Raw genomic sequence first — 23,294 nt, forward strand, 5'->3', positions numbered from 1 at the left:
CGACCCGGGGTCCGCGCTAAGACGGCCTAGCGGGGGCGAAGGGAGATATTCATGACCTACCTAGACGCCATCGCCGTCCCGCTCTCGGAGGATCGGCGCGACGACTATTAGAAGATAACGGAGCTCTTCGGCGCGTTCGCCAAGGAGAAGGGCGCGCTCACCTACGTCGAGGCCGTCGCCGACGACGTGCCCCGCGGCAAGACGACGGACTGGTACCGTGCGGTGGCGGGCAAGGACGGCGAGACCGTCGCCGTCGCCTTCCTGACCTGGCCGGACAAGGCGACCCGCGACGCCGCCTGGGCTGCGATGGACGCCGACGAGCGGTTCAAGGACATGGACCCCGCGGCCATGCCCTTCGACGGCAAGCGGATGTTTTGGGGCGGCTTCAGACCGATCTACGAGATGAAGTGACCACGGTGCGCCGGCAGGCCGATGCCAGTGGCAACTTGTGATAATTCCGTCACAGTCCGCCGCTGCCGAGCTTCCACCTCTCGTCAACATCTTGTCATCTATGTGCACCGCAATACCGTGCCGCCGACCTCGAAGGGTTCCCGTCCCGTCCCCGCGACGATGACCCTTCGTTCCGCCGACAGCGCGGTCCTGATTGCAAGATAAAGGCAGAAATGATGCGAAACACGAGCTTCCGCTCGGCCGTCCTGTGCTCGAGCGCCCTCGTCGCGCTCGCCGGGGGCGCCGCTCTGGCACAAGAGAACGGCACCGACGACCAAGACCCCTCCATCCAGACTGTTCCCGACGCGCCGAACGCCGGCACGCTCGCCGACGAGGGTGACACGATCGTCGTCACCGGTTCGCGTCTGCGCTCCTCGACCTTCAACAGCGTCTCGCCGCTGACCGTTCTCGACGCCGACGGCGCGTCGCTCGAAGGCCTGACGGACGTCGCTTCGGTACTTCAGAACGCGACCGTCGCGTCGGGCTCGTCGCAGGTGACGGCGGCGTCCTCGGCGGCCTTCGTCCAGAACGGCGGCGCGGGCGCGGAGACGATCTCGCTGCGCGGCCTCGGCGCCAACCGCACGCTCGTCCTCCTCAACGGCCGCCGCGCGGGGCCCGCGGGCGTGAGGGGCGGGGTCTCGGCCTTCGACCTCAACGTCCTGCCGCTCTCCGCGATCGAGCGCATCGAGATCCTGAAGGACGGCGCCTCGTCGATCTACGGCTCGGACGCCATCGCGGGCGTCGTCAACATCATCACCAAGGAAGAGGACGGCGGCAGCGTCGACGGCTTCTACTCGCAACCCTTCGATTCGGGCGGCGAGGAGTTCCGCGTCAACGGCTCCTACGGCAAGAGCTTCGACCGCGGCCGGTTCCGGGTGACGGGCGACTACTTCAACCAGCAAGAGCTCGCCCGCGGCGACCGCGACTTCTACCGCTGCGGTCAGGCCTACGTCTTCGACGGCGACGGCAACCGCGCCGACCTGATCGATCCGCGCACGGGCAAGACCCAGTGCCGCGACCTCCTCTGGGGCCACGTCTGGACCTACGACTATCAGTACGCCTTCGAGGACGCGGACGAGCACAACGTGCCGCAGACCTCGCCGCTCCTCTTCCAATACGACTATGACGGCATGCTGGCGGGGCTGATCCCCGGCCTTCCCGCCGACGACGCGAACGACATGCGCGTTCCGTCCGGCTGGTTCCCGGTCAACTACAATCAGGAAGACATTGCGGGCCTGAACGACTGGGCCGGCATCAATGTCGGCAACACGCCGTTCGCGGTGACGAACTTCGACCACCCTTACCAGGACGAAGAGACCTTCATCCCTAACACGGAACGCTACACCTTCTTCGCGGAAGGCCAGTACGACCTGACCGACTCGGTCCAGGCCTATGGCGAGGTGCTGCTCAACCGCCGCGAGACCAAGGTCAACGGCTATCGTCAGTACTGGTCCTACGTCTACAACGACAATTTCAACTTCATCAACTTCGACACCGTGGCCGATTCGGGCGGGCCGAACGCGGATGGCTGGACCGGCGCACAATGGCTCTCGCCGACGGCGATCACCAACCATTCGGACGACTCGGTCAAGGTCGACTACCAACGCTACGTCCTCGGCTTCACGGGCGGCCTTGGCCCGCTCCACCCGAGCTGGACGTGGGACCTCGCCGTTCAGCACAGCCGCAGCAATGGCGAGTACACGAGCGACGTCATCTTCGCGGACTCGATCGAGGACCGGAACTTCGCCCTGTCCGAGTGCGAGGCGGGCGAAGTCACCTCGGTCCGCGGCGTTCCCTGCATGGACGTCAACTGGCTGAGCCCCGAGCTTCTGGCCGGCAACCCGACGCAGGCCGAGCGCGCCTACCTGTTCGGCACCGAGCAGGGTAAGACGGACTACGTGCAGACCTCGGTCGAAGGGTTCCTCGGCGGCGAGCTGATCGACCTGCCGGCCGGCCCCCTCGGGCTCGGCCTCGGCTTCCTCTACCAAGAGGACGAGATCGAAGACACGCCGGGCGCCGTCACGTTGGCGGACAACGCCTGGGGGTCGTCGGGCGCGGGGATCACTGAGGGTACGGACAGCACCATCGCCTACTTCGGCGAGCTCAACGTGCCGATCATCGCGGACAAGCCGTTCTTCGAGAACCTGACCTTGAACCTGTCGGGCCGCTACACGGACGTCGAATCCTACGGCAACGACACGACCTACAAGGTCGGCCTCAACTGGCAGGTCCACCCGGCGGTCCGTCTGCGCGCGACGCAGGGCACGTCCTTCCGGACGCCGTCCTTGTTCGAGCTCTACCTTGCCGATCAGACGAGCTTCGTTGGTCAGCGGACCATCGATCCGTGCATCAATTGGGGCGGCGCGCTCGAGAACAACTCGATCTCGCAGCAAGTCGCGAACAACTGTGCCGCAGACGGCATTCCGGATGACCTCACCGGCGGCGGCGCCTCGGCGACGGTCGTTACCGGCGGCGGTCTGGGCGTTCTCGAGGCGGAGACGGCCGACACCTTCACGGCCGGCATCGTGCTGACGCCGAGCTTCATCGACCTTCGCATCGCGCTCGACTACTTCGACATCGAGATCGAGAACGAGGTCTCGCAACTCGGCGCGTCGGCGATCGTCGGCGGGTGCTACAGCTCGGACGACTTCGCCAACGAGCCGCTCTGCGACCTGTTCACGCGGAACCCGAACGTTCAGGGCAGCGCTTCTGCGCCGTTCCTAATCGACACGGTCCTGGACAGCTTCATCAACATCAACAACCAGGCGAACCGGGGCCTCGACCTCACGGTCGAGTACAACCACGAGTTCGGCTTCGGCGACCTGAGGTTCTTCAGCGAGTCGAGCTATCAGCTCGAGGACGAAGTCCAGCTGCTCGCTGAAGGCGATGTCGAGGACTACAACGGCCTCGCCGGCGATCCGAAGTTCGTCAGCAACGTGAACCTCGAGTTCACGCGCGGTCCGTGGACGGCCTTCTGGGGCGTCGACCTGATCGGCCGGACCTCGAACAACGAAGAGTACGTCAACGACAACGGCACCGAGAACCAGACCTTCCTCGGTGAGCAGGTCAGCTACAAGATGTACACGGAGTTCCAGACCTACCACGCGGCTTCGCTCGGCTACGAGTTCGAGAACGGCTTCACGGTACGGGCCGGCGTCGCGAACATCTTCGACGAGGCGCCGCCCGCGGTGACGGCGATCTCCGACCAGTACACGACGGCCGGCGTGTCGGCCTTCTACTCTCAGTACGACAGCCTCGGCCGTCGCGCCTTCATCAACCTGCGCAAGAGCTTCTAAGCAGGGACCGATACAGAGTAAGGGGGCGGCGGGGCGACCCGCCGCCCCCTTTTCGTTTCGAAGGCATCGCCCTTGCCGTCGAAGCCGGATCAACTGCCGAAGGAGGGTCCCATGCCCCGCGTCGTCGTCAAGAAGGACAACCTCGACGAGAGGAACGCCGAGTTCGAGCAGCGTGCGCTGACCCAGCCGGTCTTCCTCAACAGCGTGCCGAAGAGCGGTACGCACCTCCTCAAGAACATCTTCCGCATGTTCGTGCCGCTGGAGCAGCACTACAACGCGGACTTCGTCCAGATCCCGAACCTCGCCCGCAACATGGCGGCCTTCGACCCCGCAGAGCCGAAGCTCGCATGGGGGCACCTTCTCTTCGCGGACGACAGCGCGGCGGCGACCGCGCCCGCGCGTCACCTTCTCCTCGTGCGTGACCCCTATGACTGGGTCCTCGCGCGGGCGCGCTTCTTCTTGTCGGAAAGCTTCCAGGCGGGGCTCGAAGCGCTTCGTTCCGACCGGATCTCGGTCGAGCAGGTGCTGAGCATGATGATCTTCGGCATCCACAACAAGATGCCGGACATGCGCGACATCTTCGTCTTCAACGCCGTCGCCTGGCTCGGCCCCGACGTGGAGCTCGTCCGCTTCGAGGAGTTGAAGGCCGCCATCGCGGACCTCGAGAGCGGCGCGTCGGCGAGCTACTTCGCGAAGCTCCTGGGGTGCGCGGAGGCGGACCTCCCCGCCGACTGGCGAGCGCGCGTCCGCATCGGCGCGGACCGCCGCTCGAGCGGGACGGCGCGCGAGAACCTGAAGGCCGTGGCGAAGGACGTCCCCGACGTCCTGCCCCCGGCCCACCAGGCCATGGTCGAACTCGCCGTGCCGGGCGTCAGGACGATGCTCGGCTACGCCTGACGGGAAGCGGCGGGGCTTACCCCGCCTTGTTCACGCGCATGTACCACTCGACGAGCCTTCTGACCTGCCGGGGCGTGTAGCCCCGCTCCGTCATCCTGCTGACGAAGTCGTCGTGCTTCTTGGCGGTGTCGGTGTCCTTCTTCGAATCGAAGGAGATCACCGGCAAGAGGTCCTCGACCTGGGTGAACATCCGCTTCTCGATCACGGAGCGGAGCTTCTCGTAGCTCGTCCAGCGCGGGTTGCGGCCCTCGTTGGAGGCGCGGGCGCGAAGGGCGAACTTCACGACCTCGTTGCGGAAGTCCTTGGGGTTCGCGATCCCTGCCGGCTTTTCGATCTTGGAGAGCTCCTGGTCGAGCGTGTTGCGGTCCAGAAGTTGCCCCGTGTCGGGGTCCTTGAAGTCCTGGTCCTCGATCCAGGCGTCGGCATAGGCGATGTAGCGGTCGAAGAGGTTCTGTCCGTACTCGCCATAGGACTCGAGGTAGGCCTTCTGGATCTCCTTGCCGATGAAGTCGGCATAGCGGGGGGCGAGCTCGGCCTTGATGAACTCCAGGTACTTCTTCTCCGTCTCCGCATCGAACTGCTCGCGGCGAATGGAGTTCTCGAGCACGTACATGAGGTGCACGGGGTCGGCCGAGACCTCCTCGGTGTCGAAGTTGAAGGTCTCCGACAGCACCTTGAAGGCGAAGCGGGTGGAGATCCCGTCCATCCCCTCGTCGACGCCCGCGGCGTCCCGGTACTCCTGGTGGCTCTTCGCCTTGGGGTCCGTGTCCTTCAGCTTCTCGCCGTCATAGACCCGCATCTTGGAGACGAGGTTCGAGTTCTCGTGCTCGCGAAGCCGGGTGAGGACGGAGAACTTCGCCAGCATGGGCAGCGTCTCGGGCGCGCACGGCGCGTCCGACAGCTCCGAGGAGGAGAGGAGCTTCTCGTAGATCCGCGTCTCCTCCGTAGGCCGAAGGCAGTAGGGCACTTTGACGACCGAAATGCGGTCGAGGAAGGCCTCGTTCGACTTGTTGCCCTTGAAGGCCTGCCATTCGGACTCGTTCGAGTGCGCGAGGATCACGCCTTGGAACGGGATCGGCCCCAGCGCCTCGGTGCCGACGTAGTTGCCTTCCTGGGTCGCCGTCAGCAGGGGGTGGAGCACCTTGATCGGCGCTTTGAACATCTCGACGAACTCTAAGAGCCCCTGGTTCGCGTGGCAGAGGCCGCCCGAGTAGGAGTAGGCGTCGGTGTCGTTCTGGCTGAAGTGCTCGAGCTTCCTGATGTCGACCTTGCCGACCAGCGCCGAGATGTCCTGATTGTTCTCGTCGCCGGGCTCGGTCTTGGTGATCGCGACCTGGCGCAGCTTGGACGGCCAGAGCTTGACGACCGAGAACTTCGAGATGTCCCCGCCGAACTCGTCGAGCCGCTTGACCGCCCAAGGCGACATGAGGCCGGTCAGGCGACGCCGCTCGATGCCGTACTTGTCCTCGAGGAGGCCCTTGAGGTCGTCGGACTGGAAGAGCCCGAGCGGGCTCTCGAAGACGGGGCTGATCTGCTCGCCCGCCTTTAGGACGTAGACGGGGTAGGTCTCCATCAGGTCCTTGAGGCGCTCGGCGAGCGAGGACTTGCCGCCGCCCACGGGGCCAAGGAGGTAGAGGACCTGCCGCTTCTCCTCGAGGCCCTGGCCCGCGTGGCGGAAGTAGCCCACGATCCGCTCGATCGTGTCCTCCATGCCGTAGAAGCCCTCGAAGGCTTTGTACCGCTTGATCGTCCGGTTGAAGAAGATCCGGCTGAGGCGGGGGTCCTTGGAGGTGTCCACGAACTCCGGCTCGCCGATCGCCTTGACCATGCGCTCCGCGGGGCTCGCATACATCATCGGGTCGTCGCGGGCGGCGAGGAGGTAGTCGCGAAGCGACATCTCCTCGTGCCGGGTGCGCTCGTAGCCCTTGGTGAACGCGTCGAAGACGTCGAGTCCGTCAGTCATGATTGCCGCCCATGGTTGAAGAAGGAATCGCCCGCGGACCGGCACAAAAAAGGCGGCTGACGCTTCGTGCGCCGCCGCCTTGTGGGTCTGGACCGAGCCGAGCCGCCGGGTCGCTTCCGCGCCGTCCTCGCTCCTCTATGGTCCAGATCATCGCCGGTCTCCCGCTCGCGGCGTCCGCCGCCCCGAAAGGCTGCGGCCACACGCTTAACATTCTATGGACCGGCGGTGCCCCTGACGAGTGCTGCGACGCAACATCTTGTCGGAGATCCCCGCCCGTCGAGGGAAAGCCTAGGCCGAACAAGAGGCGAACGGGAAGGGGGAATGAGTAAAAAATCCGTACGGCATCGTTTCGCTTACGCGATCACGACGGCGCGCGCTGACTGCGCGGCGCCCTGGCAGCAGAGGGCCCGGAGTGCCATCTGACGGGCGAACGACGAAAGGGAAGCCTCATGAGCCTTCTGCTCGGACAGACCGTGCCCGACTTCACGCAGGACTCCACGCAAGGTCCGATCTCCTTCCACGACTGGATCGGCGACAGCTGGTGCGTCCTCTTCAGCCACCCTGCGGACTTCACGCCCGTTTGCACGACGGAGCTCGGCGCCGTCGCGGCGCTCAAGGACGAGTGGGAGAAGCGCAACGTCAAGGTCATCGCGCTGTCGGTCGACCCGGTGAACGAGCACAACGCCTGGGTCTCCGACATCGAGGAGACGCAGGGCACCGGCGTCTGGTACCCGATGCTCGCCGACCAGGACCACAAGGTCGCCGACCTCTACGGGATGATCCATCCCGACGCCGCCGCCAACGTCACGGTGCGCTCGGTCTTCGTCATCGACCCCGACAAGAAGCTGCGCCTCAGCCTGACCTACCCGCCCGCGACCGGCCGGAACTTCCGCGAGATCCTGCGCGCGATCGACAGCCTGCAGCTGACCGACAGCCATAAGGTCGCGACGCCCGCCGACTGGCAGGACGGCGACGACGTCATCATCGTGCCGAGCCTGAAGGACGAGGACGAGATCGCGCGGCGCTTTCCCAAGGGATACAAGGCCGTGCGCCCCTACCTCCGCGTGACCCCCCAGCCGAACAAGTCCTAGGCGCGGCGCCTGGCGTTTCGCGAACGCCTTTCTCGTGCCAAGAAGCGGCAAGCTGAGGGGCGGGGGGCGGATTCGGACCGTGCGATACCGTCCCACGAGGAGTGTCGCGCGTGTCCGGTTCCCACCTCATCCTGACCTTGGGCCGTAGCGGCAGCAACTACCTCGTCGACGCGATAAACCAGTCTCCCGAGGCGCTGAACTACGGCGAGGTGCTCGGCTCGTGGACCCTCACGCGCCGCGTCTACGATCAGCTCGGCGCGATGTCGGACCCGCGCCGCTACCTCGACCGCTTCTACGATGCGCCGTCGCGCTACTACCTCGGTCAGGTCATGCACGCCGCGCTGCGCCTGAAGAACGGGCGGCGGCCGTCGCCGAAGCCGCGCGGCGAAGTGCGGACGATCGGCACCAAGGACTTCGCCTTCACCTATCGGGAGCTGGGCCTCGAGCGCTATCCCGCCGAGCGCGAGGGCATGCGCGTCATCGGCCTTCGGCGCCGCAACCTCGTGAAGCGCTACGTGTCGGGCGCGGTCATGAAGCGCACGGGCGTCGCCGCCGTCACCGACGGAGAGACGCTGGAGGTCGGCAGGATCACGGTCGATCCGGACGCCTTCATGCGCGGCCTCTCCATCTATCAGTCGGAGCTCGATCTGCTCGACGAGATGTTGAACGCCGTGCCCGAACCGCGGCGGCTGGTCTTCGACTACGAGGACGTCTTCGCGAGTTCGGACGAGGTCGAGCGGGCGGTGGCGGCGATGTTCGCCTTTCTGGACCTTCCGCCCGCCCCTCACGTCGCGCGCCACCAGAAGATCACGACCACGCCGCTCTGCCGACTGATCACCAATTTCGACGAGCTGCGCGAGCGCGTATCGGCGACGCCGTACGAAGAGATGCTGCTGGCCGACTGACTCGCGCCCCTCAGGCCCGGCGGCCTTCGAACCGGGCGAGGCAGGCCTGCAGGCGCTGCTCGATCTCTTCGGCCCCCAGCCCATCGACGGGAAGGACGGCGTAGTCCTCGACCCCGAGCTGCTTCGCGACGAAGAGGTTGTTGTTCACCCACCAGCCGTCGACGGTCAGCTCGATCACGGCCTTCGGACGCCAGTGCAGCATGTTGAGGAGGCCGGACCCGTGATCGCCGATCACGGTCTCGACCCCTCCCGCCAACGCCCGCGAGGTTTCCGGCGACAGGGTCTCCTGGCGGACGACGCTCGCACCGAGCCGACCCGCTGCCTCGGCGACCCTTTCGCTTGGAAAGCGCGCGCGTCCGATCTCGCTCTTGAGGTCGAAGCGGCCGAGATAGACGATCGAACCGGGGGCAGGTTCGGGCGGATCGGGTTCGAAGACCGACCGGTAGGCGGCGGTGTGCTCGGGCGCCCAGTACTGGAGCGGGAAGGTCTTGCGCAGGATCAGCGCGTCCTCCACCCGGACCCAGTCCGTCATCGCCTCGTAGTCGATGCCGGCCGTCGCGAGGTCGCGCCGCACGTAACCCTTCTCGGCCAGAAATCCCGGCAAGAGGAGGGGGCGGTCGAGCGCCGGGCCGGCGAGGAGCGGGCCCAGCACCGCATGCACCCAATCGCCGTAGGTGTAGGGAAGATCGGACTCGACGATCGCCGCGCGCCGAACCGTCCGTGCCCGCGCGGGCGGGCGGGCGAGGATCTCTCTCGCCGAGGGCGCCCTGATGCTCCACCGCTCGCGCAGCGCGCCGTGATGCCAGGCCATCCCCGCCGGCGAGTAGAAGAGCCCTCGCGCCTCTTCGGTCTGCGGGCGGCGGCGATCGAAGGCGAGGCGTCCTTGGGACGCGTCGGTCGGCTCGCCGCCGATCACGTTCAGGAAGCTGACCGTCTCGACGCGGTGGGTCGCCATGTCGGCCGGAGAGCGAGGCTCGAGGCGGCCGGTGCGGGCGTGCAGGGCGGCGAGCGCCTTCTTCGCCGCTATCGTCGCGCGCGCCTTGACGCTCCGGTCTCGCCAGTCCCCGACCGCCATCGCCGTTCCCCTCGCCCCGCACCTTCCCGCCGCGAGCCCGCCGCGCAGATGGGCGGCGACCCGGTAATCCTTCTAACTATCGTACTCGGTCGGCGCGTGCGCCGATAGAAGGTCGTCGGCACCGGAGACGCGCCGATCCTCCTCGACCTTCCGCTCGAGGGCCGGATCGACGCTGGTATCCGAGGTCTTCGCCGCACGGGGCGGGCGGGGCTGTCGCGGCCCGGCGGGCGCTTCGCCCGGCGTCGGCGCGCCTTGATCCATGCGCACCCTGTAGATCGGCTCCGGCAGGCTGAAGCCCGCCTCCTCGAGCGCCGTCTTCACCGCCGAGATGGCCGCCGACTTCGCCTTGAGGAAGTCGGTATGGTCCTGATCGATCCAGGGCGCGAAGGTGAGGACGATGTTCGAGTCGCCGACCTCGTCGATCCAGGCTTGCGGCGCCGGGTCGTCGAGGACGAAGGGCAGGCCGCGCAGCGTGGCAAGGCCGGTCCCGATCGCCGCCAGCGGATCGTCGTTCGCATCGACGCCGAGCTGATAGGTGAAGCGCCGCTCCGGATTGCGCGTGTAGTTCGTGATCACCGCCTTGAAGACCTGGGCGTTTGGAATGCGCAGGTGGTTGCCGTCCGGCGTCATTAGGATCGTCGCGCGGGAGTTGAGCCGCACCACCGCCCCTTCGCGCCCGTCGATGTCGACGAAGTCCTTCGGGCGGAAGGGCTGGCGGATCGACAGCATCACCGAGGCGATGAAGTTCTCGATCGTGTCCCGGATCGCGAAGCCGACCGCGAGGCCGAGCACGCCCGCCGCGCCGAGGACGGCCGACAGCACCGCGACCGCGTCGAGTAGGTTCAGCGCGACGACGAGGCCCAGGATCAAGAAGACGAGCGGCACGACCCGCGCGAGCAGGCTCGCGATCAGCTCGTTCCGCCCGAGCCGACGCCAAAGCCACTTCTGCCGCGCCAGGAGCGCGCCGATGCCCCACGCGACCAGTAGGATCACCGCTGCCACCGCGAGGAGCGGGAGGAGAGAGAGCACCCCGCGGCGCAACTCGCGCGCCCGTTCGATGGCGGGGTTGAGCCGTCCCGAAACGGTGACGTCCTTGGTAAGGTCGTTCTCGACGGCAACGACGCCTTCGGTCTTGGTCGCAAGGACGCCCGCCCGCTCGGCGGCCGCATCGTCCGGCACCGTGCCGGTCAGCGTGACGACACCGGCGGTCACGGCGACGTCGACGCCGCTCAGCGTCTCCAAGGCGCCGAAGATGTCTCGGAGGCGGGCCTCGATAGCCCCGTCCCCCGCCGTGCTGTCCGTCGTGATCGCGCCGTCCGTGACGCTCACCCCGTCGCGCGGGACGGCGTCCTGCGAAGGTCCGCCGAGTTCGACCGGCACCTCGTCGTCCTGCGCTCGGACGGACGGACCCACGCCGAGGGCGAGGGGAAGGAGGAGGGCGGCGAGCGCCGAGCGAGCCCGCCTTCCGCTCATTCTTGCGCGGCCGCCCGGGTATGGCTGCGTGCAAGGGCGCCTTCGATCAGCGCGGCTGTCTCCTTCGGCCCGTAGATCTTGATGAACGGACCCATGCGCGGGCCCTCGGACTGACCGAAGACGACCTCGTAGAGGCCGACGAACCACGCCCGCAGGTTCTCGAACTCGGCGGCCTTTCCGGCGTCGAAGACGACCGTCTGCAGCGCCTGCTCGTCCTCCTCGCCGGTCATCCCGCTAAGGGTCTCCGCCAGTATGGCTAGCGCTTTGCCTTCTTGTTCAGTCGGTTCGCGGTAGTGCTTCTTCGGCAGGACGAAGTCGTGGAAGTAGGCGATCGCATGTTCGATCAGCGGCTCTACCGCCGCTCTCTCCGCCTCGTCGGCATCCGGGCGGTACTTGGCGACGAAGCCGCGCAGGACGTTCGCGTCGTCGATCCCGCCGGCATCCACGATGTTGAGGAGAAGGCCGAACGGCACCGCCGGTATGGCCGTCGGGACGTCCTCGCCGTGAATGTGCCAGGCCGGGTTGTCGAGCGCCTTCGCGCCCTCTTGCCCTTGGTAGTGCTCGACGTGAGCGCGATAATCGTCCGCCGTCTTCGGGATCACGTCGAAGTAGAGCTTCTTCGCCTTCTTCGGTGAGGCGAAGTTGAACAGCGACAGGCTCTCGGGCTCGGCGTAGCGCAGCCACTGCTCGATCGTCAGGCCGTTGCCCTTGGACTTGGAGATCTTCCGCCCCTCCTCGTCGAGGAAGAGCTGGTACTGGAACCCGGCGGGCGGTGTGCCCCCGAGCGCGGCGACGATGCGGTTGGACAGCCGCACGCTCTCGGTCAGGTCTTCGCCCGACATCTCGTAGTCGACGCCGAGCGCGTACCAGCGCCCGGCCCAGTCGGCCTTCCACTGGAGCTTCGCCCGCCCCCCGCGAACGTCCATCGTCGTGCGGGTGCCGTCCTCGTCCTCGAACACCACCTCGCCGGTCGTCGCGTCCCGGTCGAGCAGGGGCACGTAGAGGACGCGCCCCGTCTTCGGACTGATCGGCAGGATGGGGCTGTAGGTCTTCTGCCGCTCTTCGCCCAAGGTCGGCAGGATGATGTCCATGACCTCGTCATAGACCTCGAGCATCCGTATCATCGTCTGGTCGAACGCGCCCGACGAGTAGGCCTCGGTCGCGGACATGAACTCGTACTCGAACCCGAAACGGTCCAGGAACTCCCGAAGCTTGGCGTTGTTGTGCGCCGAGAAGCTCTCATGCGTGCCGAAGGGGTCGGGCACGCGGGACAGCGGCTTTTGCAGGTTCTGCTCGAGGAGGCTCTGGTTCGGCAGGTTGGGCGGCACCTTCCTGAGGCCGTCCATGTCGTCCGAGAAGCAGATGATCTTGCTCGCCCGTCCCGTCAGCGCCTCGAAGGCACGCCGGACCATCGTCGTGCGCGCGACCTCGCCGAAGGTGCCGATATGCGGCAGGCCCGAGGGTCCGTAGCCCGTCTCGAAGACTACCGTCTCCTTCGTGCCGTCCTTCTCCACCTTCTCGAGACGCTTCATCAGCGCGCGCGCTTCTTGGAACGGCCAGCTCTTGGCGGCTTCGTAGTCGGCGGGCGTGAAGGGGGCGGTCGGCAAGGTCGGGCTCTCGTTTCCGTGTGCGATGCGGGTTTGCGGCGGCGGGTTCCCCCGACTAGCAGTCTTGGGAAGCCGAGCAACACCGGACCCCTATGGCCGACTCCGTCGTAAGTTTGACCCCCCAAGACGCAGTGATCACGCTGATGGTGATGTCGTCCGCCTCGGACGGCGCCATCACCGAGAAGGAGCTGCGCGCGATCGGCCGCGTCGTGCGGTCCTATCCGCTCTTCAGCGGCGCCGATGAGGAGAACCTCGTCGAGACCGCGGAGAAGGCGGGCGCGTTGATGGCTTCCGACGGCGGCCTTCACAAGGTGATCACGGCGGCCCAGGCGGCGCTGCCTGGGCACTTGGTCGAGACCGCCTACGCCGCGGTCGTCGACGTCATCACCGCGGACGAGACGCTCCACATGGAGGAGATCCGCGTCCTCGAGCTCGTCCGCGACGCCCTCGGCGTGACCGATGAGGGGGCGGCCGCGATCGAACACGCGGCGCGCGCCCGGCACATGACCCTCGACGACGGACCGCAGGTCGCTGACGACGCATGAGTATGAGTGAGACCCTGACCCTTGGTTGGGAGGAGTGGTGCGCTCTTCCCAAGCTCGGCCTGCCCGCCCTCAAGGCCAAGGTGGACACCGGCGCCAAGACCTCGGCGCTGCACGCCTTCACGATCGAGCCCTTCGGACGGGCCGGCAAGATGAAGGTCCGCTTCGGCATCCACCCCATCCCCGAGCGGCCCGAGCTCGAGATCTACTGCTCGGCCGACGTCGTCGACCGCCGCGACGTCACCTCGTCCAACGGCGAGACCGAGACGCGCTGGGTGATCGAGACGCCGATCCGCATGGGCGATCAGGAATGGCCGGTCCAGGTCACCTTGTCCGACCGCGAGGGCATGCAGTTCCACATGCTGCTCGGCCGCCAGGCGCTCCAGGCCTACCCGCATGACGACGAGCCGCGCGTCGTTCCCTCCGTCGCGTTCCAGCAGCCCAAGCTTTCCTACGACGTCTATGAGGGGATGCAGAACGAGCGCCCCACCAAGCGCTCTTTGCGCGTTGCGATCCTGACGCGCGAGCCCGGCAGCTACTCGACCTCCCGCCTCGTCGAGGCGGGCGAGACGCGCGAGCACGTGGTCGAGTGCATCGACACCCAGCGCTGCTACATGCTGATCAATGCCGGCCGGCCCGAGGTCCACTACGACGGCAAGCCGCTGCCCTTCTACGACGCGGTCATCCCCCGCATCGGCGCGTCGATCACCGCCTACGGCACCGCCGTCGTGCGCCAGTTCGAGGCGATCGGCTCCTACGTCCTCAACCGCTCCGCCTCGATCACGGCGAGCCGCGACAAGCTCTACGCGCATCAGGTCCTCGCCCGCGACGGCATCGGCATGCCGACCACGGCCTTCGCGTCGAGCCCCAAGGACACGGCCGACCTGATCGAGCTGATGGGCGAACCGCCGATCATCGTGAAGCTGCTCGAGTCGAGCCAGGGGCGCGGCGTCGTCCTCGCCGAGACCAAGAAGGCGGCCGACAGCGTGATCTCCGCCTTCCGCGATTTGCGCGCGGACTTCCTCGTGCAGCAGTTCGTCAAGGAGGCCGGCGGCGAGGACATCCGCTGCCTCGTCGTCGGCGGCAAGGTCGTCGCCGCGATGAAGCGCACGGCCGCGCCCGGCGAGTTCCGCTCGAACCTTCACCAGGGCGGCTCGGCCACGGCCGAGAAGATCACCAAGAAGGAGCGCGAGACCGCCGTTCAGGCCGCCAAGACCTTCGGCCTCGGGCTCGCAGGCGTCGACCTCCTGCGCGCCTCGACCGGGCCCAAGGTGCTGGAGGTGAACTCCTCCCCGGGCCTCGAAGGGATCGAGAAGTCCTCCGGCAAGGACGTGGCGGGCCTCGTCTACGATCAGATCGAGAAGCGCGCGGCCAGCATCAAGCGGCGCCGGCGAAGAGCAGGAGCGGTCACGGCATGAGCGAGTTCGAACGGGGCTTCGTCTACCGGCTGACCTCGGAGGAGGGATGGCGGACCGCGAAGGAGACCGGCACCCTGCCGTGGAACGCCGACGACGAGCGCGACGGCTTCTTCCACCTCTCCGGGCCCGAGCAGGTTCAGGACACCGCCCGCCGCCACTACGGCGAAGAGCTCGGCCTCCTGGCGCTCGGCATCCCCGAGAAGGCGCTCAAGGCCAAGCTCAAGCGCGAGGCGAACGATTCCGGCGAGGCCTTCCCGCACTACTACGGCAAGGTTCAGGCGAAGCATGTCGACCACCTCCTCCGCCTGACCCGCGGCATGGCCGGCAGCTACATGGTGGTGGCGAGGCTCGAGCCTTGATCGCCGGGCTTGGTGCGAAGGCGCTGCGCGCGCTGGACCCCGAGACCGCGCACCGCGCCACCATCGCGCTCCTCAAGGCCGGGCTCGGTCCCAAGCCGCCGGTTTCGCCCGACCCGATGCTTCGGATGACGGTGGCGGGGATCGACTTTGCGAACCCCCTCGGCCTCGCGGCGGGCTTCGACAAGAACGCCGAGGCGCCGGACGCTTGCCTCGCCATGGGCTTCGGCTTCGTCGAGGTCGGCGCCGCGACCCCGCGCCCCCAGGCCGGAAACCCGCGCCCCCGCGTGTTCCGCTTGCGAGACGAGCGCGGCGTCATCAACCGCTACGGCTTCAACAATGACGGTCTCGACGCGATCGGCTCGCGCCTCGCCTCCAGAGCCGGACGGCCAGGCATCGTCGGAGTGAACCTCGGCGCGAACAAGGACAGCGAGGACCGCGCAGCCGACTACGTCGCGGGCTACGAGGCGCTGGCGCCCCACGCCGCCTTCTGCACGGTCAACATCTCCTCGCCCAACACGCCCGGGCTCCGCGCGCTGCAGGGCAGGCGCGACCTCGAGGCGCTCCTCGCCCGCGTCCTCGCGGTGAAGGGGCAGACGCCCGTCTTCTTGAAGGTCGCGCCCGACCTCACCGACGCGGACAAGGCGGACATCGCGGGCGTCGCGCGGGACCTCGCGATCGACGCCCTCATCGTCTCCAACACGACGATCGGCGGCCGCGACGGCTTGTCGAGGCACGGCGCCGAGACCGGCGGCCTCTCCGGCAAGCCCCTCTTCCCCCTCTCGACCGAGGTCCTACGCGACTTCGCGCGAACGCTTCGCGGCGCGGTGCCCCTGATCGGCGTCGGCGGCGTCGCCTCCGCCCGCGACGCCTATGAGAAGGTCGCGGCGGGCGCCTCGCTCGTGCAGCTCTACACCGCGCTCATCTATGAGGGGCCGGGCCTGCCCGCCCGGATCGTGGCCGAGCTGCCTGCCATCCTGCGCGCCGAGGGGCATGACAGCCTCGCCGCCGCCGTCGGATGCAAGCTGTAGGGCGTCGCCGAAGGCGTCAGAGCAGAGACGCCGCCGCCTCGTCGAACCAGCCGGTCACGCGCACGCCGCGAAGAAGGCTCGCGGGCACATCCCGCGTCTCCGGCCCCTTCCACGCGCGGGCGAGGATCTCCGCCTTCGCGCCCCCCGTCACCATCAGGGCCAGCTCGCGGGCATGCTCGCGAAGCGTGCCGAGCCCGACCGTGATCGCGGCGTCGGGCACGGCGCCCGCCGAGCCGAAGGCCGCCGCGTTCGCTTCCCGCGTCGAGGCCGTCAGCACGACGTCCCGCGTCCGGCCTCGCTCGGCGCTGCCGGGCTCGTTGAACGCGACGTGCCCGTTCCGCCCGAGCCCCAAGAGCCACAGGTCGACGCCGCCGAGCCGTTCGAGTTGCGCCTCGTAGGCCGCAGCGGCGGCGGCCCGGTCCGGGGACCGGCCGTCCGGCAGGAAGACCCGGCCCGGATCCGCGCCGACCGGACCGAGGACCTGACGCCACAAGGTCGCGGCGAAGCTTAGAGGCGACCCCTCGGGCAGGCCGACATACTCGTCGAGCGCGACGAAGCGCGCGTGCCGGAAGGCGGTGCCGGCGCGTTCGGCGAGCGCGTCGTAGAGCGGCTCCGGCGTCGCGCCGGTCGCAAGGCCGATCACGGCGTCCGGCTTCGCGCGGACGAGGCCGAGCAGATGGTCCGCCAACGCCTCGCCGACCTCGGCGGGCGTCGCGCGCAGGTGGACGGTCCGCGTCGGCATCAGCCCCCGAGCTGCGCGATCGCGAGGTAGGTTCCGACCCCGAGCGAGGCGGCCGTCAGGACGAAGGCGAAGAGCATCAACAGCCCGTCACGTACCAGAAGCGCGATGCCGAAGGCGAGGATCGCCGCCATCGGCGCGGTCGAGGCGAAGGGCAGAAGCTCGAGGGGCGGCACGGTCGCGGCGAGGAGGATGCAGCAGATCGCCGCCGCGCGGGTCCCGCCCCGCTTCGTCAGCGCGTCGAGCCGGTCGGTCGTGTGCCGGTCGATCCAGTCCGTCACGTGACGCAGCTTCTTGGTCGCGCCGTGGATCTTGTCGGTCGAGACCGCGCGGCGCTCGATGAAGCCCGGGAGCCAGAGCTGCTTGCGCCCGATCAGCATCTGGACCGCGACCACCGCGACGATGAAGGCGAGGAAGCTCGGCACTCCCGGAACGCCGCCGAGCGGCGAGATCTCGATCAGGGCGGGCACGATCAGGAAGGGCGCGTAGGACTGGCTGCCGAAGCCGTTCACGACGTCGCCGATGGAGATCTTCCCCTTCGGGCTGTCGTCGTCCTTGTCCTTCTGACGGTCGGCCTCCTCGTCCAGCTTGTCGAGGACGGCGGAGGCGCCTTCGGGGTCGTCGTTCTTTGCCATGAAGCAAGAACGGCTGCGCGGGGGATGCGGTTCCGGTGAACCGCCGGCGCGGCCACCGCGTTCTGGTCTCATGGCTTCTCCCCTCCCGCGCGACCCCGCCCCCGACGCCTCGATCGCCTTCCTGCGCGAAGGCTACGACTTCATCCGCCGTCGCTGCGAACGGCTCGGCACGGACGCGTTTCGTGCTCGGATCGGCCTGCGGCCCGTCGTCTGCGTGCGGGGGCCCGAAGCGGCCGAGATGTTCTACGGCGGCCCCTTCACGCGCGGCCATGCCGCCATGCCGCCAAGCACGGTCAGCCTGCTTCAGGACTACGGCTCGGTTCAGTCGCTCGACGGCGAGGCGCACCGGGCCCGGAAGGCGACCTGGATGCGCATGGTCGCCTCGGACGGCGCGGTGGAGGACGTGGTGCGCCGGTTCGGGGCCGCCTTCGCGGCGCGGCTGACCCCCGGCACGCACCGGCTCCATCGCCTCGCGCAGGCGGCGCTTTGCGAGGCGGCCTGCGGCTGGGCCGGCATCCGCCAAGAGGGCAGGGCGCTTCGCCGCCGGACGGGCGAGATGGCGGCGATGATCGAAGGGGCGGGCGGCTTCGGCCCGCGCCAGGCGAAGGGCCAGGTGCTGCGCGCGCGTTCCGAACACTGGGCCCGCGCGGTGATGACCCAGGCGCTCGCCGACCCCGAAGCGAGCCCGGGCGGCACGCCGCTGCGCGCGCTCGCGACCCATCGCGACGCGGACGGCAGACCGCTCAGCCCTTCGGTCGCGGCGGTCGAGCTGTTGAACGTCATCCGCCCCACGGTCGCGGTCGCCCGCTACGTCGTCTTCTCTGCCCTGCACCTTCACGAGCGCCCGGACTGGCGCGAGCGGCTCGGGCGCGACCCTGCGCTCGTTTCGCCCTTCGTCACCGAGATGCGCCGCCTCGCCCCCTTTATTCCTGCCATGGGCGGCGTCGCGCGCGAAGGCTTCACCTGGCGCGGGCACGAGTTCGCAGAGGGCGACTGGGTCCTCCTCGACCTCTTCGGCACGAGCCGCGATCCTGGCGCCTGGGCGGCTCCCGACGACTTCAGGCCCGAGCGGTTCGAGGACCGCGCACCGACGCCCTACGACGTCGTCCCGCAAGGGGCGGGGGCGTACGCGACCACGCATCGCTGCCCGGGCGAGCGCGCGACCGTCGCTTTGACCGAGGCGGCGGTCCGGCGCCTTCTCGCGACGGACTACGCGGTGCCCGAGCAGGACCTCCGCGTGCCGCTTCACCGCTTCCCGGCGGTGCCGAGAAGCGGCTTCGTCCTCGAGGTCAGCCCTCGCGCGACGCCTTGATCGCGTCTTCGTCCGGCATGCCGACGATGTGGAAGCCCGCATCCACGTGCAGAACCTCGCCCGTGCAGGACCGGCCGAGGTCCGACAGGAGGTAGAGGGCCGCGCCCGCGACGCCCTCGACCTCGGTGTCGCGGCGCAGGGGCGCCCAGGCCTTGGCCTCGGAGAGGAGCGAGCGGCCCCCCGAGATGCCGCCGAGCGACAGCGTCCTGACCGCGCCCGCCGAGATCGCGTTCACCCGAATGCCCTGGGGGCCGAGGTCCCGCGCGATGTAGCGCGTCGAGGCCTCGAGCGCGGCCTTGGCGACGCCCATCACGTTGTAGGAGGGGATGACGCGCTCCGAGCCGAGATAGGTCAGGGTGACGAGCGAGCCGCCCTCCGACATCATCGGCGCGGCCCGTCGGCAGGCGTCGACGAAGCTGTAGGCCGAGACGTCCATCGAGCGGGCGAAGTTCGCGCGGCTCGTGTTCTCGACGAAGGAGCCCTTGAGCTCCTCCTTGTCGGAGAAGGCGATGGCGTGGACGAGGAAGTCGAGGCTGCCCCACTCGTCCTTGAGCGTGGCGAAGGCCGCCTCCATCGACTCGTCCGAGGTGACGTCGGCCGGGATCAGCTGGGTCACGCCGAGTTCCTCGGCGAGGGGCCGCACCCGCTTCTCCATCGCCTCGATGTAGGTGAAGGCGAGCTCCGCCCCTTGCGCCGCGAGCTGCTGGGCGATGGCCCAGGCGATCGAGTTCTTGTTGGCGACGCCCATGACGACGCCGCGCTTGCCGGCCATGATCTGGCCTTGCGGATAGGGGTTGGGAGTTTCGGACATCGGGCGCCTCTCTTGCTTTGGTTTTGCGTCCCTCTAGCGGCCGTCGGCGACGAGCCCAAGCGCGCAGGGCGGTCCGCGGCGGCTCGGTTTCGGGGCCCCAACAACTCGTCACCTTTCTTGGGTGGCGACGATGGGGCGTTGAGCCTAGCACGATCATCCCCGCAGCTTTCGAAGGACAGCCATGCGAAGAGCCGTCTACCTGCTCCTCGGGCTCGCCGTCCTCGCCGCCTGCTGGCGCGCCGGCGGCGGAGACAAGCCGGAGTCGTCCGTGCGCGTGATCGACGGGGACACGGTGGTCTGGCAGGGAAGGACGGCCGACCTCTACGGTATCGACGCGCCCGAACTCGGCCAGCGTTGCCTGTCCGGAACCCATCTTTATCCTTGCGGGCTCGACGCGGCCCATGCGCTGGAGAAGCGTACGCTTCTGGACGAGCTCTCTTGCGAGCCTGCGCCCGCCCGCGCCGACGAACTCGTCTGCGGCAGCGCGGACCAGTCGCTCGGGGACCTGCAGCTCGCCGACGGCTACGCCTACGCGGTCGACGGGGCCCCGGCCGCCCAGCGCGCCCTTGCCGATGAGGCCCGCACCGCCCGCCTCGGGGTCTGGCGCGGCGAGCACGTCCAGCCCGCTGCGTGGCGGGCGGGAGAGCGCCTGGCGGCGGAGGAGCGCGAGCCGCAGGCCTGTCCGATCATCGGAACGGTGAGGAACGGGCGGCGCATCTACCTCGTCCCTTCCGATCGGGACTATGACGACGTACGGGTCCTTGCGGGCACGCGCCGGTTCTGTTCCGACGAGGCCGCGCGCGAGTCGGGCGCAGTGCACGTCGAGGCCCGGTGAGACGGGTGCTTGCTCTAAGGGGCGGTGGAGCCATGTTGAGAGCCGACGAGGAACGCGAGGCGGCGGTCGCCGCGGCGGGAGCCTGAATGCATTACTACGCGCCGGTCGCCCGGGTGGTCGGCAGCCTGCTCGTCATCCTCGCCTTGGCGATGATGCTGCCGCTCACGATCGACCTGATCAGCGGCCGGGACGACCTGCCTGCCATCGAGTTCGCCCTTCTGATGAGCCTCGTCGCGGGCATGAACCTCGTCCTGATCGGCTACAGGCCGGGCGGCTTCGAGCTCGATCGCCGACAGACCTTCCTCTGCACGGCCGGGGCGTGGATCGTCCTGCCCGTCTTCGCCGCCATTCCGTTCCTGGGGGCGGGCCTGACGCCGGTCGACGCCTTCTTCGAGGCGGTCTCGGGGTTCACGACGACCGGCTCGACCGTGCTGACCGGCCTCGACCGGCTCGCGCCGGGCCTTCTTCTGTGGCGGTCCTTCCTGCAATGGCTCGGCGGCATCGGCATCATCGTCATGGCCGTGTCGCTCCTGCCCTTCATGCACGTCGCGGGGATGCAGCTCTTCCAGTCCGAAAGCTCGGACAAGTCCGACAAGGTCCTCGCCGATCCGACCGAACTCGTGCGCTGGATCTGCGCGATCTACCTCGGCCTGACGATCGGCTGCACCCTCGCCTATGAGGCGCTCGGCATGTCGGGCTTCGACGCGCTCAACCACGCCATGACCACGGTCTCGACGGGCGGCTACTCCACCCACGACGCCTCCTTCGGCTACTTCGAACCGGCAGGGCTTCAGTGGGCGGCGGCCCTCTTCATGATGCTCAGCAGCCTGCCCTTCGTGGTCTACGTCAAGGCGATGAACCTGCGCCGCAACGCGATCATCTCGGACGCGCAGGTTCCGGTCTTCCTCGCCTTCCTGGCCTCCGTCTCGCTTATCATGGCGCTGTGGCTCGCGCGGGTGGAGGAGATCAGCCTCGGAAAGGCCATGACGCTGACGACCTTCAACATCGTCTCGGTCGTCACGACGACCGGCTTCGCCAGCACCGACTACACGCTGTGGGGGGCGCCCGCGGTCGGGGCCTTCTTCCTCCTGACCTTCGTCGGCGGCTGCTCGGGCTCGACGGCGGGCGGCCTCAAGATCTACCGGCTCCAGGTCCTCGTCCTGCTCGTCGTCGCGCACCTCAAGGGCCTGATCAGCCCGTCCCGGGTCGTCCCGCTGCGCTACAACGGCCGCAACGTCAGCCCCGAGGTGACGATCTCGATCCTCGCCTTCCTGATCCTCTTCACCGCGACCGTGGCGTTCGGCACGCTCATCCTCGGCATGATGGGCCTCGACGTCCTCACCTCGCTGACCGCCAGCGCGACGGCGGTGGCCAATGTCGGGCCGGGCCTGGGCCCGATCATCGGTCCGTCGGGCAACTTCGCGCCGCTGCCCGACGGCGCCAAGCTCGTCCTCGCCTTCGAGATGCTCGCCGGCCGGCTGGAGTTCTTCACCCTGCTGGTGATGTTCTCGCGCTCGTTCTGGATCCGCTGAGGGCGGTCAGGGCCCGTTCGCGCCCACCCGGCGCGCAGGCGGCGTCGCGCGGGTCTTCGCTGTTAACGCTCACACTCGGCGTCTTGCCCCGGCGGGCGCAGCCGAACATAGTGCCCGGCGGAAACGCACAGCTACCGGGGTCTTCATGTCTCGCTCAATTCTCAACACCGCTCTTCTGACGGGATTGTCCGTCCTTGCGCTCGCCGCCTGCGGCTCGGACGAGGCCGAGACCGCTTCGGGCGAACCGCAGGCCGAGGTCGCGCAGGCGCAGGACGACGCCGCGGCCGTCACGGCCGAGACCGAGGGCGAGGGCGAGGGCGAGGGCCGCTACCTCAACCAGCCCCTCGTCAGCGAGATCTACACCGCCGACCCCTCCGCGCACGTCTGGGAGGACGGCCGGATCTACATCTACCCCTCCCACGACGTCGAGGCGGGCATCCCCGAGGACGACCTCGGCAGCCACTTCGACATGCGCGACTACTACGTCCTGTCGATGGACCGCCCCGGCGGCGAGGTCACCATCTCCGACGTCGCCCTGACGCGTGAGGACGTCCCCTGGGCCGAGCGCCAGCTCTGGGCGCCCGACGCCGCCTACAAGGACGGCACCTACTACCTCTACTTCCCCGCCAAGGACCCCGAAGGCGTCTTCCGCATCGGCGTTGCGACCTCGCAGAGCCCGACCGGCCCGTTCGAGCCCGAAGCGGAACCCATCCCCGGCAGCTTCTCGATCGACCCGGCGGTCTTCGAGGACGCGGACGGGCAGTACTACATGTACTTCGGCGGCATCTGGGGCGGCCAGCTTCAGCGCTGGGCGACGGGCACCTACAACGACGATCCGGACATGGTCACCGACCTCGAACAGGACGACCAGCCGGCGCTGGCGCCCAAGATCGCGCGGATGTCGGACGACATGCTGACCTTCGCCGAGGAGCCCAAGGACGTTCAGATCCTCGACGAGGACGGAAATCCGATCCTCGGCGGCGACCACGACCGGCGCTTCTTCGAGGCGGCCTGGGTCTTCGAGCGCGAGGGCGTCTACTACTTCACCTACTCGACCGGCGACACGCACTTCATCGCCTACGCGACCGGCGACAACCCGTACGGCCCGTTCACCTATCAGGGGAACGTGCTGAACCCGGTGCAGGGATGGACCAACCACCACTCGATCTTCGAGTATGAAGGCCAGTGGTACCTCGCCTATCACGACACGCAGCTGTCGGGGCAGACGCATCTGCGCAACGTCAAGATGACGGAGCTGACCTTCCGTCCCGACGGCACGATCGAGACCGTCGAGCCGATGACCGAGTAAGGCGCGCGCGGGGCTGG

20 protein-coding genes are annotated in these 23,294 nt (G+C 68.3%); 13 read left to right on the top strand and 7 right to left on the bottom strand.

What is annotated here, in order from left to right:
* The first annotated feature begins 114 nt into the window (after positions 1-114).
* The 3 genes from GGQ59_RS03340 to GGQ59_RS03350 all read left to right on the top strand — a co-directional run bounded on the left by GGQ59_RS03340 (position 115) and on the right by GGQ59_RS03350 (position 4,643).
* Positions 115-411, top strand: a complete 297-nt coding sequence (locus tag GGQ59_RS03340; protein WP_183816703.1) for a DUF1428 family protein — start codon at positions 115-117, stop codon at positions 409-411.
* Positions 412-626: 215 nt separating this feature from the next.
* Positions 627-3,746 (top strand): TonB-dependent receptor domain-containing protein, encoded by a 3,120-nt coding sequence (locus tag GGQ59_RS03345; protein WP_183815799.1) that lies wholly within the window; start codon positions 627-629, stop codon positions 3,744-3,746.
* 111 nt (positions 3,747-3,857) lie between these two features.
* A complete protein-coding gene (locus tag GGQ59_RS03350) occupies positions 3,858-4,643 on the top strand; it encodes a hypothetical protein (RefSeq protein ID WP_183815801.1) in 786 nt (261 codons plus the stop codon).
* Between the two features lie 16 nt (positions 4,644-4,659).
* Here the strand turns inward: GGQ59_RS03350 and GGQ59_RS03355 are convergent, their stop codons facing one another.
* The gene (locus GGQ59_RS03355; protein ID WP_183815802.1) at positions 4,660-6,606 is read right to left on the bottom strand and encodes a PrkA family serine protein kinase; all 1,947 of its coding nucleotides are present in this window, start codon (positions 6,604-6,606) and stop codon (positions 4,660-4,662) included.
* 449 nt (positions 6,607-7,055) lie between these two features.
* On the opposite strand from GGQ59_RS03355, the gene GGQ59_RS03360 reads away from it, so the two are divergent.
* Complete coding sequence (locus GGQ59_RS03360) at positions 7,056-7,697, top strand: peroxiredoxin (protein WP_183815803.1); 642 nt, start codon at positions 7,056-7,058, stop codon at positions 7,695-7,697.
* Positions 7,698-7,807: 110 nt separating this feature from the next.
* Positions 7,808-8,602 (top strand): hypothetical protein, encoded by a 795-nt coding sequence (locus tag GGQ59_RS03365; RefSeq protein ID WP_183815804.1) that lies wholly within the window; start codon positions 7,808-7,810, stop codon positions 8,600-8,602.
* A gap of 10 nt (positions 8,603-8,612) precedes the next feature.
* Here GGQ59_RS03365 and GGQ59_RS03370 read toward each other — a convergent pair whose 3' ends face one another.
* From GGQ59_RS03370 to GGQ59_RS03380, 3 genes are all read right to left on the bottom strand, one after another.
* Positions 8,613-9,677 carry a glycosyltransferase family 61 protein gene (locus tag GGQ59_RS03370; RefSeq protein WP_183815805.1) on the bottom strand — a complete coding sequence of 355 codons (1,065 nt, stop codon included), beginning with the start codon at positions 9,675-9,677 and terminating at the stop codon, positions 8,613-8,615.
* A gap of 72 nt (positions 9,678-9,749) precedes the next feature.
* Complete coding sequence (locus GGQ59_RS03375) at positions 9,750-11,150, bottom strand: mechanosensitive ion channel family protein (protein WP_221400847.1); 1,401 nt, start codon at positions 11,148-11,150, stop codon at positions 9,750-9,752.
* Complete coding sequence (locus GGQ59_RS03380) at positions 11,147-12,757, bottom strand: lysine--tRNA ligase (RefSeq protein WP_246408242.1); 1,611 nt, start codon at positions 12,755-12,757, stop codon at positions 11,147-11,149. The genes GGQ59_RS03375 and GGQ59_RS03380 overlap by 4 nt, the downstream gene beginning before the upstream one ends.
* A gap of 92 nt (positions 12,758-12,849) precedes the next feature.
* On the opposite strand from GGQ59_RS03380, the gene GGQ59_RS03385 reads away from it, so the two are divergent.
* Genes GGQ59_RS03385 through GGQ59_RS03400 form a run of 4 tightly spaced genes read left to right on the top strand, consistent with a single transcriptional unit; the run spans position 12,850 to position 16,104 of the window.
* A complete protein-coding gene (locus GGQ59_RS03385) occupies positions 12,850-13,302 on the top strand; it encodes a tellurite resistance TerB family protein (protein ID WP_183815806.1) in 453 nt (150 codons plus the stop codon).
* Positions 13,303-13,304: 2 nt separating this feature from the next.
* Positions 13,305-14,717 (top strand): 30S ribosomal protein S6--L-glutamate ligase, encoded by a 1,413-nt coding sequence (rimK, locus tag GGQ59_RS03390; RefSeq protein WP_183815807.1) that lies wholly within the window; start codon positions 13,305-13,307, stop codon positions 14,715-14,717.
* Complete coding sequence (locus GGQ59_RS03395; protein WP_183815809.1) at positions 14,714-15,076, top strand: DUF952 domain-containing protein; 363 nt, start codon at positions 14,714-14,716, stop codon at positions 15,074-15,076. Before rimK ends, GGQ59_RS03395 begins: the two co-directional genes overlap by 4 nt.
* Positions 15,073-16,104 carry a quinone-dependent dihydroorotate dehydrogenase gene (locus GGQ59_RS03400; RefSeq protein WP_183815810.1) on the top strand — a complete coding sequence of 344 codons (1,032 nt, stop codon included), beginning with the start codon at positions 15,073-15,075 and terminating at the stop codon, positions 16,102-16,104. The genes GGQ59_RS03395 and GGQ59_RS03400 overlap by 4 nt, the downstream gene beginning before the upstream one ends.
* A 16-nt stretch (positions 16,105-16,120) precedes the next feature.
* Here the strand turns inward: GGQ59_RS03400 and GGQ59_RS03405 are convergent, their stop codons facing one another.
* Both GGQ59_RS03405 and GGQ59_RS03410 read right to left on the bottom strand, forming a co-directional pair.
* Positions 16,121-16,846, bottom strand: a complete 726-nt coding sequence (locus tag GGQ59_RS03405; protein ID WP_183815812.1) for a glucosamine-6-phosphate deaminase — start codon at positions 16,844-16,846, stop codon at positions 16,121-16,123.
* Positions 16,846-17,478 carry an exopolysaccharide biosynthesis protein gene (locus GGQ59_RS03410; protein ID WP_183815814.1) on the bottom strand — a complete coding sequence of 211 codons (633 nt, stop codon included), beginning with the start codon at positions 17,476-17,478 and terminating at the stop codon, positions 16,846-16,848. Before GGQ59_RS03410 ends, GGQ59_RS03405 begins: the two co-directional genes overlap by 1 nt.
* A gap of 70 nt (positions 17,479-17,548) precedes the next feature.
* On the opposite strand from GGQ59_RS03410, the gene GGQ59_RS03415 reads away from it, so the two are divergent.
* Positions 17,549-18,790, top strand: a complete 1,242-nt coding sequence (locus GGQ59_RS03415; protein ID WP_183815816.1) for a cytochrome P450 — start codon at positions 17,549-17,551, stop codon at positions 18,788-18,790.
* On the opposite strand, the gene GGQ59_RS03420 is transcribed toward GGQ59_RS03415, so the two are convergent.
* Entirely contained in the window at positions 18,768-19,601 is an 834-nt protein-coding gene (locus GGQ59_RS03420; protein WP_183815818.1) for an enoyl-ACP reductase FabI, read from the bottom strand. The two genes, GGQ59_RS03415 and GGQ59_RS03420, sit on opposite strands and share 23 nt — an antisense overlap.
* A 181-nt stretch (positions 19,602-19,782) precedes the next feature.
* Between GGQ59_RS03420 and GGQ59_RS03425 the strand changes: the two genes are divergently transcribed.
* The 3 genes from GGQ59_RS03425 to GGQ59_RS03435 all read left to right on the top strand — a co-directional run bounded on the left by GGQ59_RS03425 (position 19,783) and on the right by GGQ59_RS03435 (position 23,277).
* Entirely contained in the window at positions 19,783-20,436 is a 654-nt protein-coding gene (locus tag GGQ59_RS03425; protein ID WP_183815820.1) for a thermonuclease family protein, read from the top strand.
* An 86-nt stretch (positions 20,437-20,522) separates the two neighbouring features.
* Entirely contained in the window at positions 20,523-21,968 is a 1,446-nt protein-coding gene (locus tag GGQ59_RS03430; protein ID WP_183815822.1) for a TrkH family potassium uptake protein, read from the top strand.
* 145 nt (positions 21,969-22,113) lie between these two features.
* Positions 22,114-23,277 carry a glycoside hydrolase family 43 protein gene (locus GGQ59_RS03435; RefSeq protein ID WP_183815824.1) on the top strand — a complete coding sequence of 388 codons (1,164 nt, stop codon included), beginning with the start codon at positions 22,114-22,116 and terminating at the stop codon, positions 23,275-23,277.
* Positions 23,278-23,294: the final 17 nt, after the last annotated feature.

Origin of the sequence: Parvularcula dongshanensis, assembly GCF_014199615.1 — a bacterium.
Taxonomy (GTDB): Bacteria; Pseudomonadota; Alphaproteobacteria; order Caulobacterales; family Parvularculaceae; genus Parvularcula; species Parvularcula dongshanensis.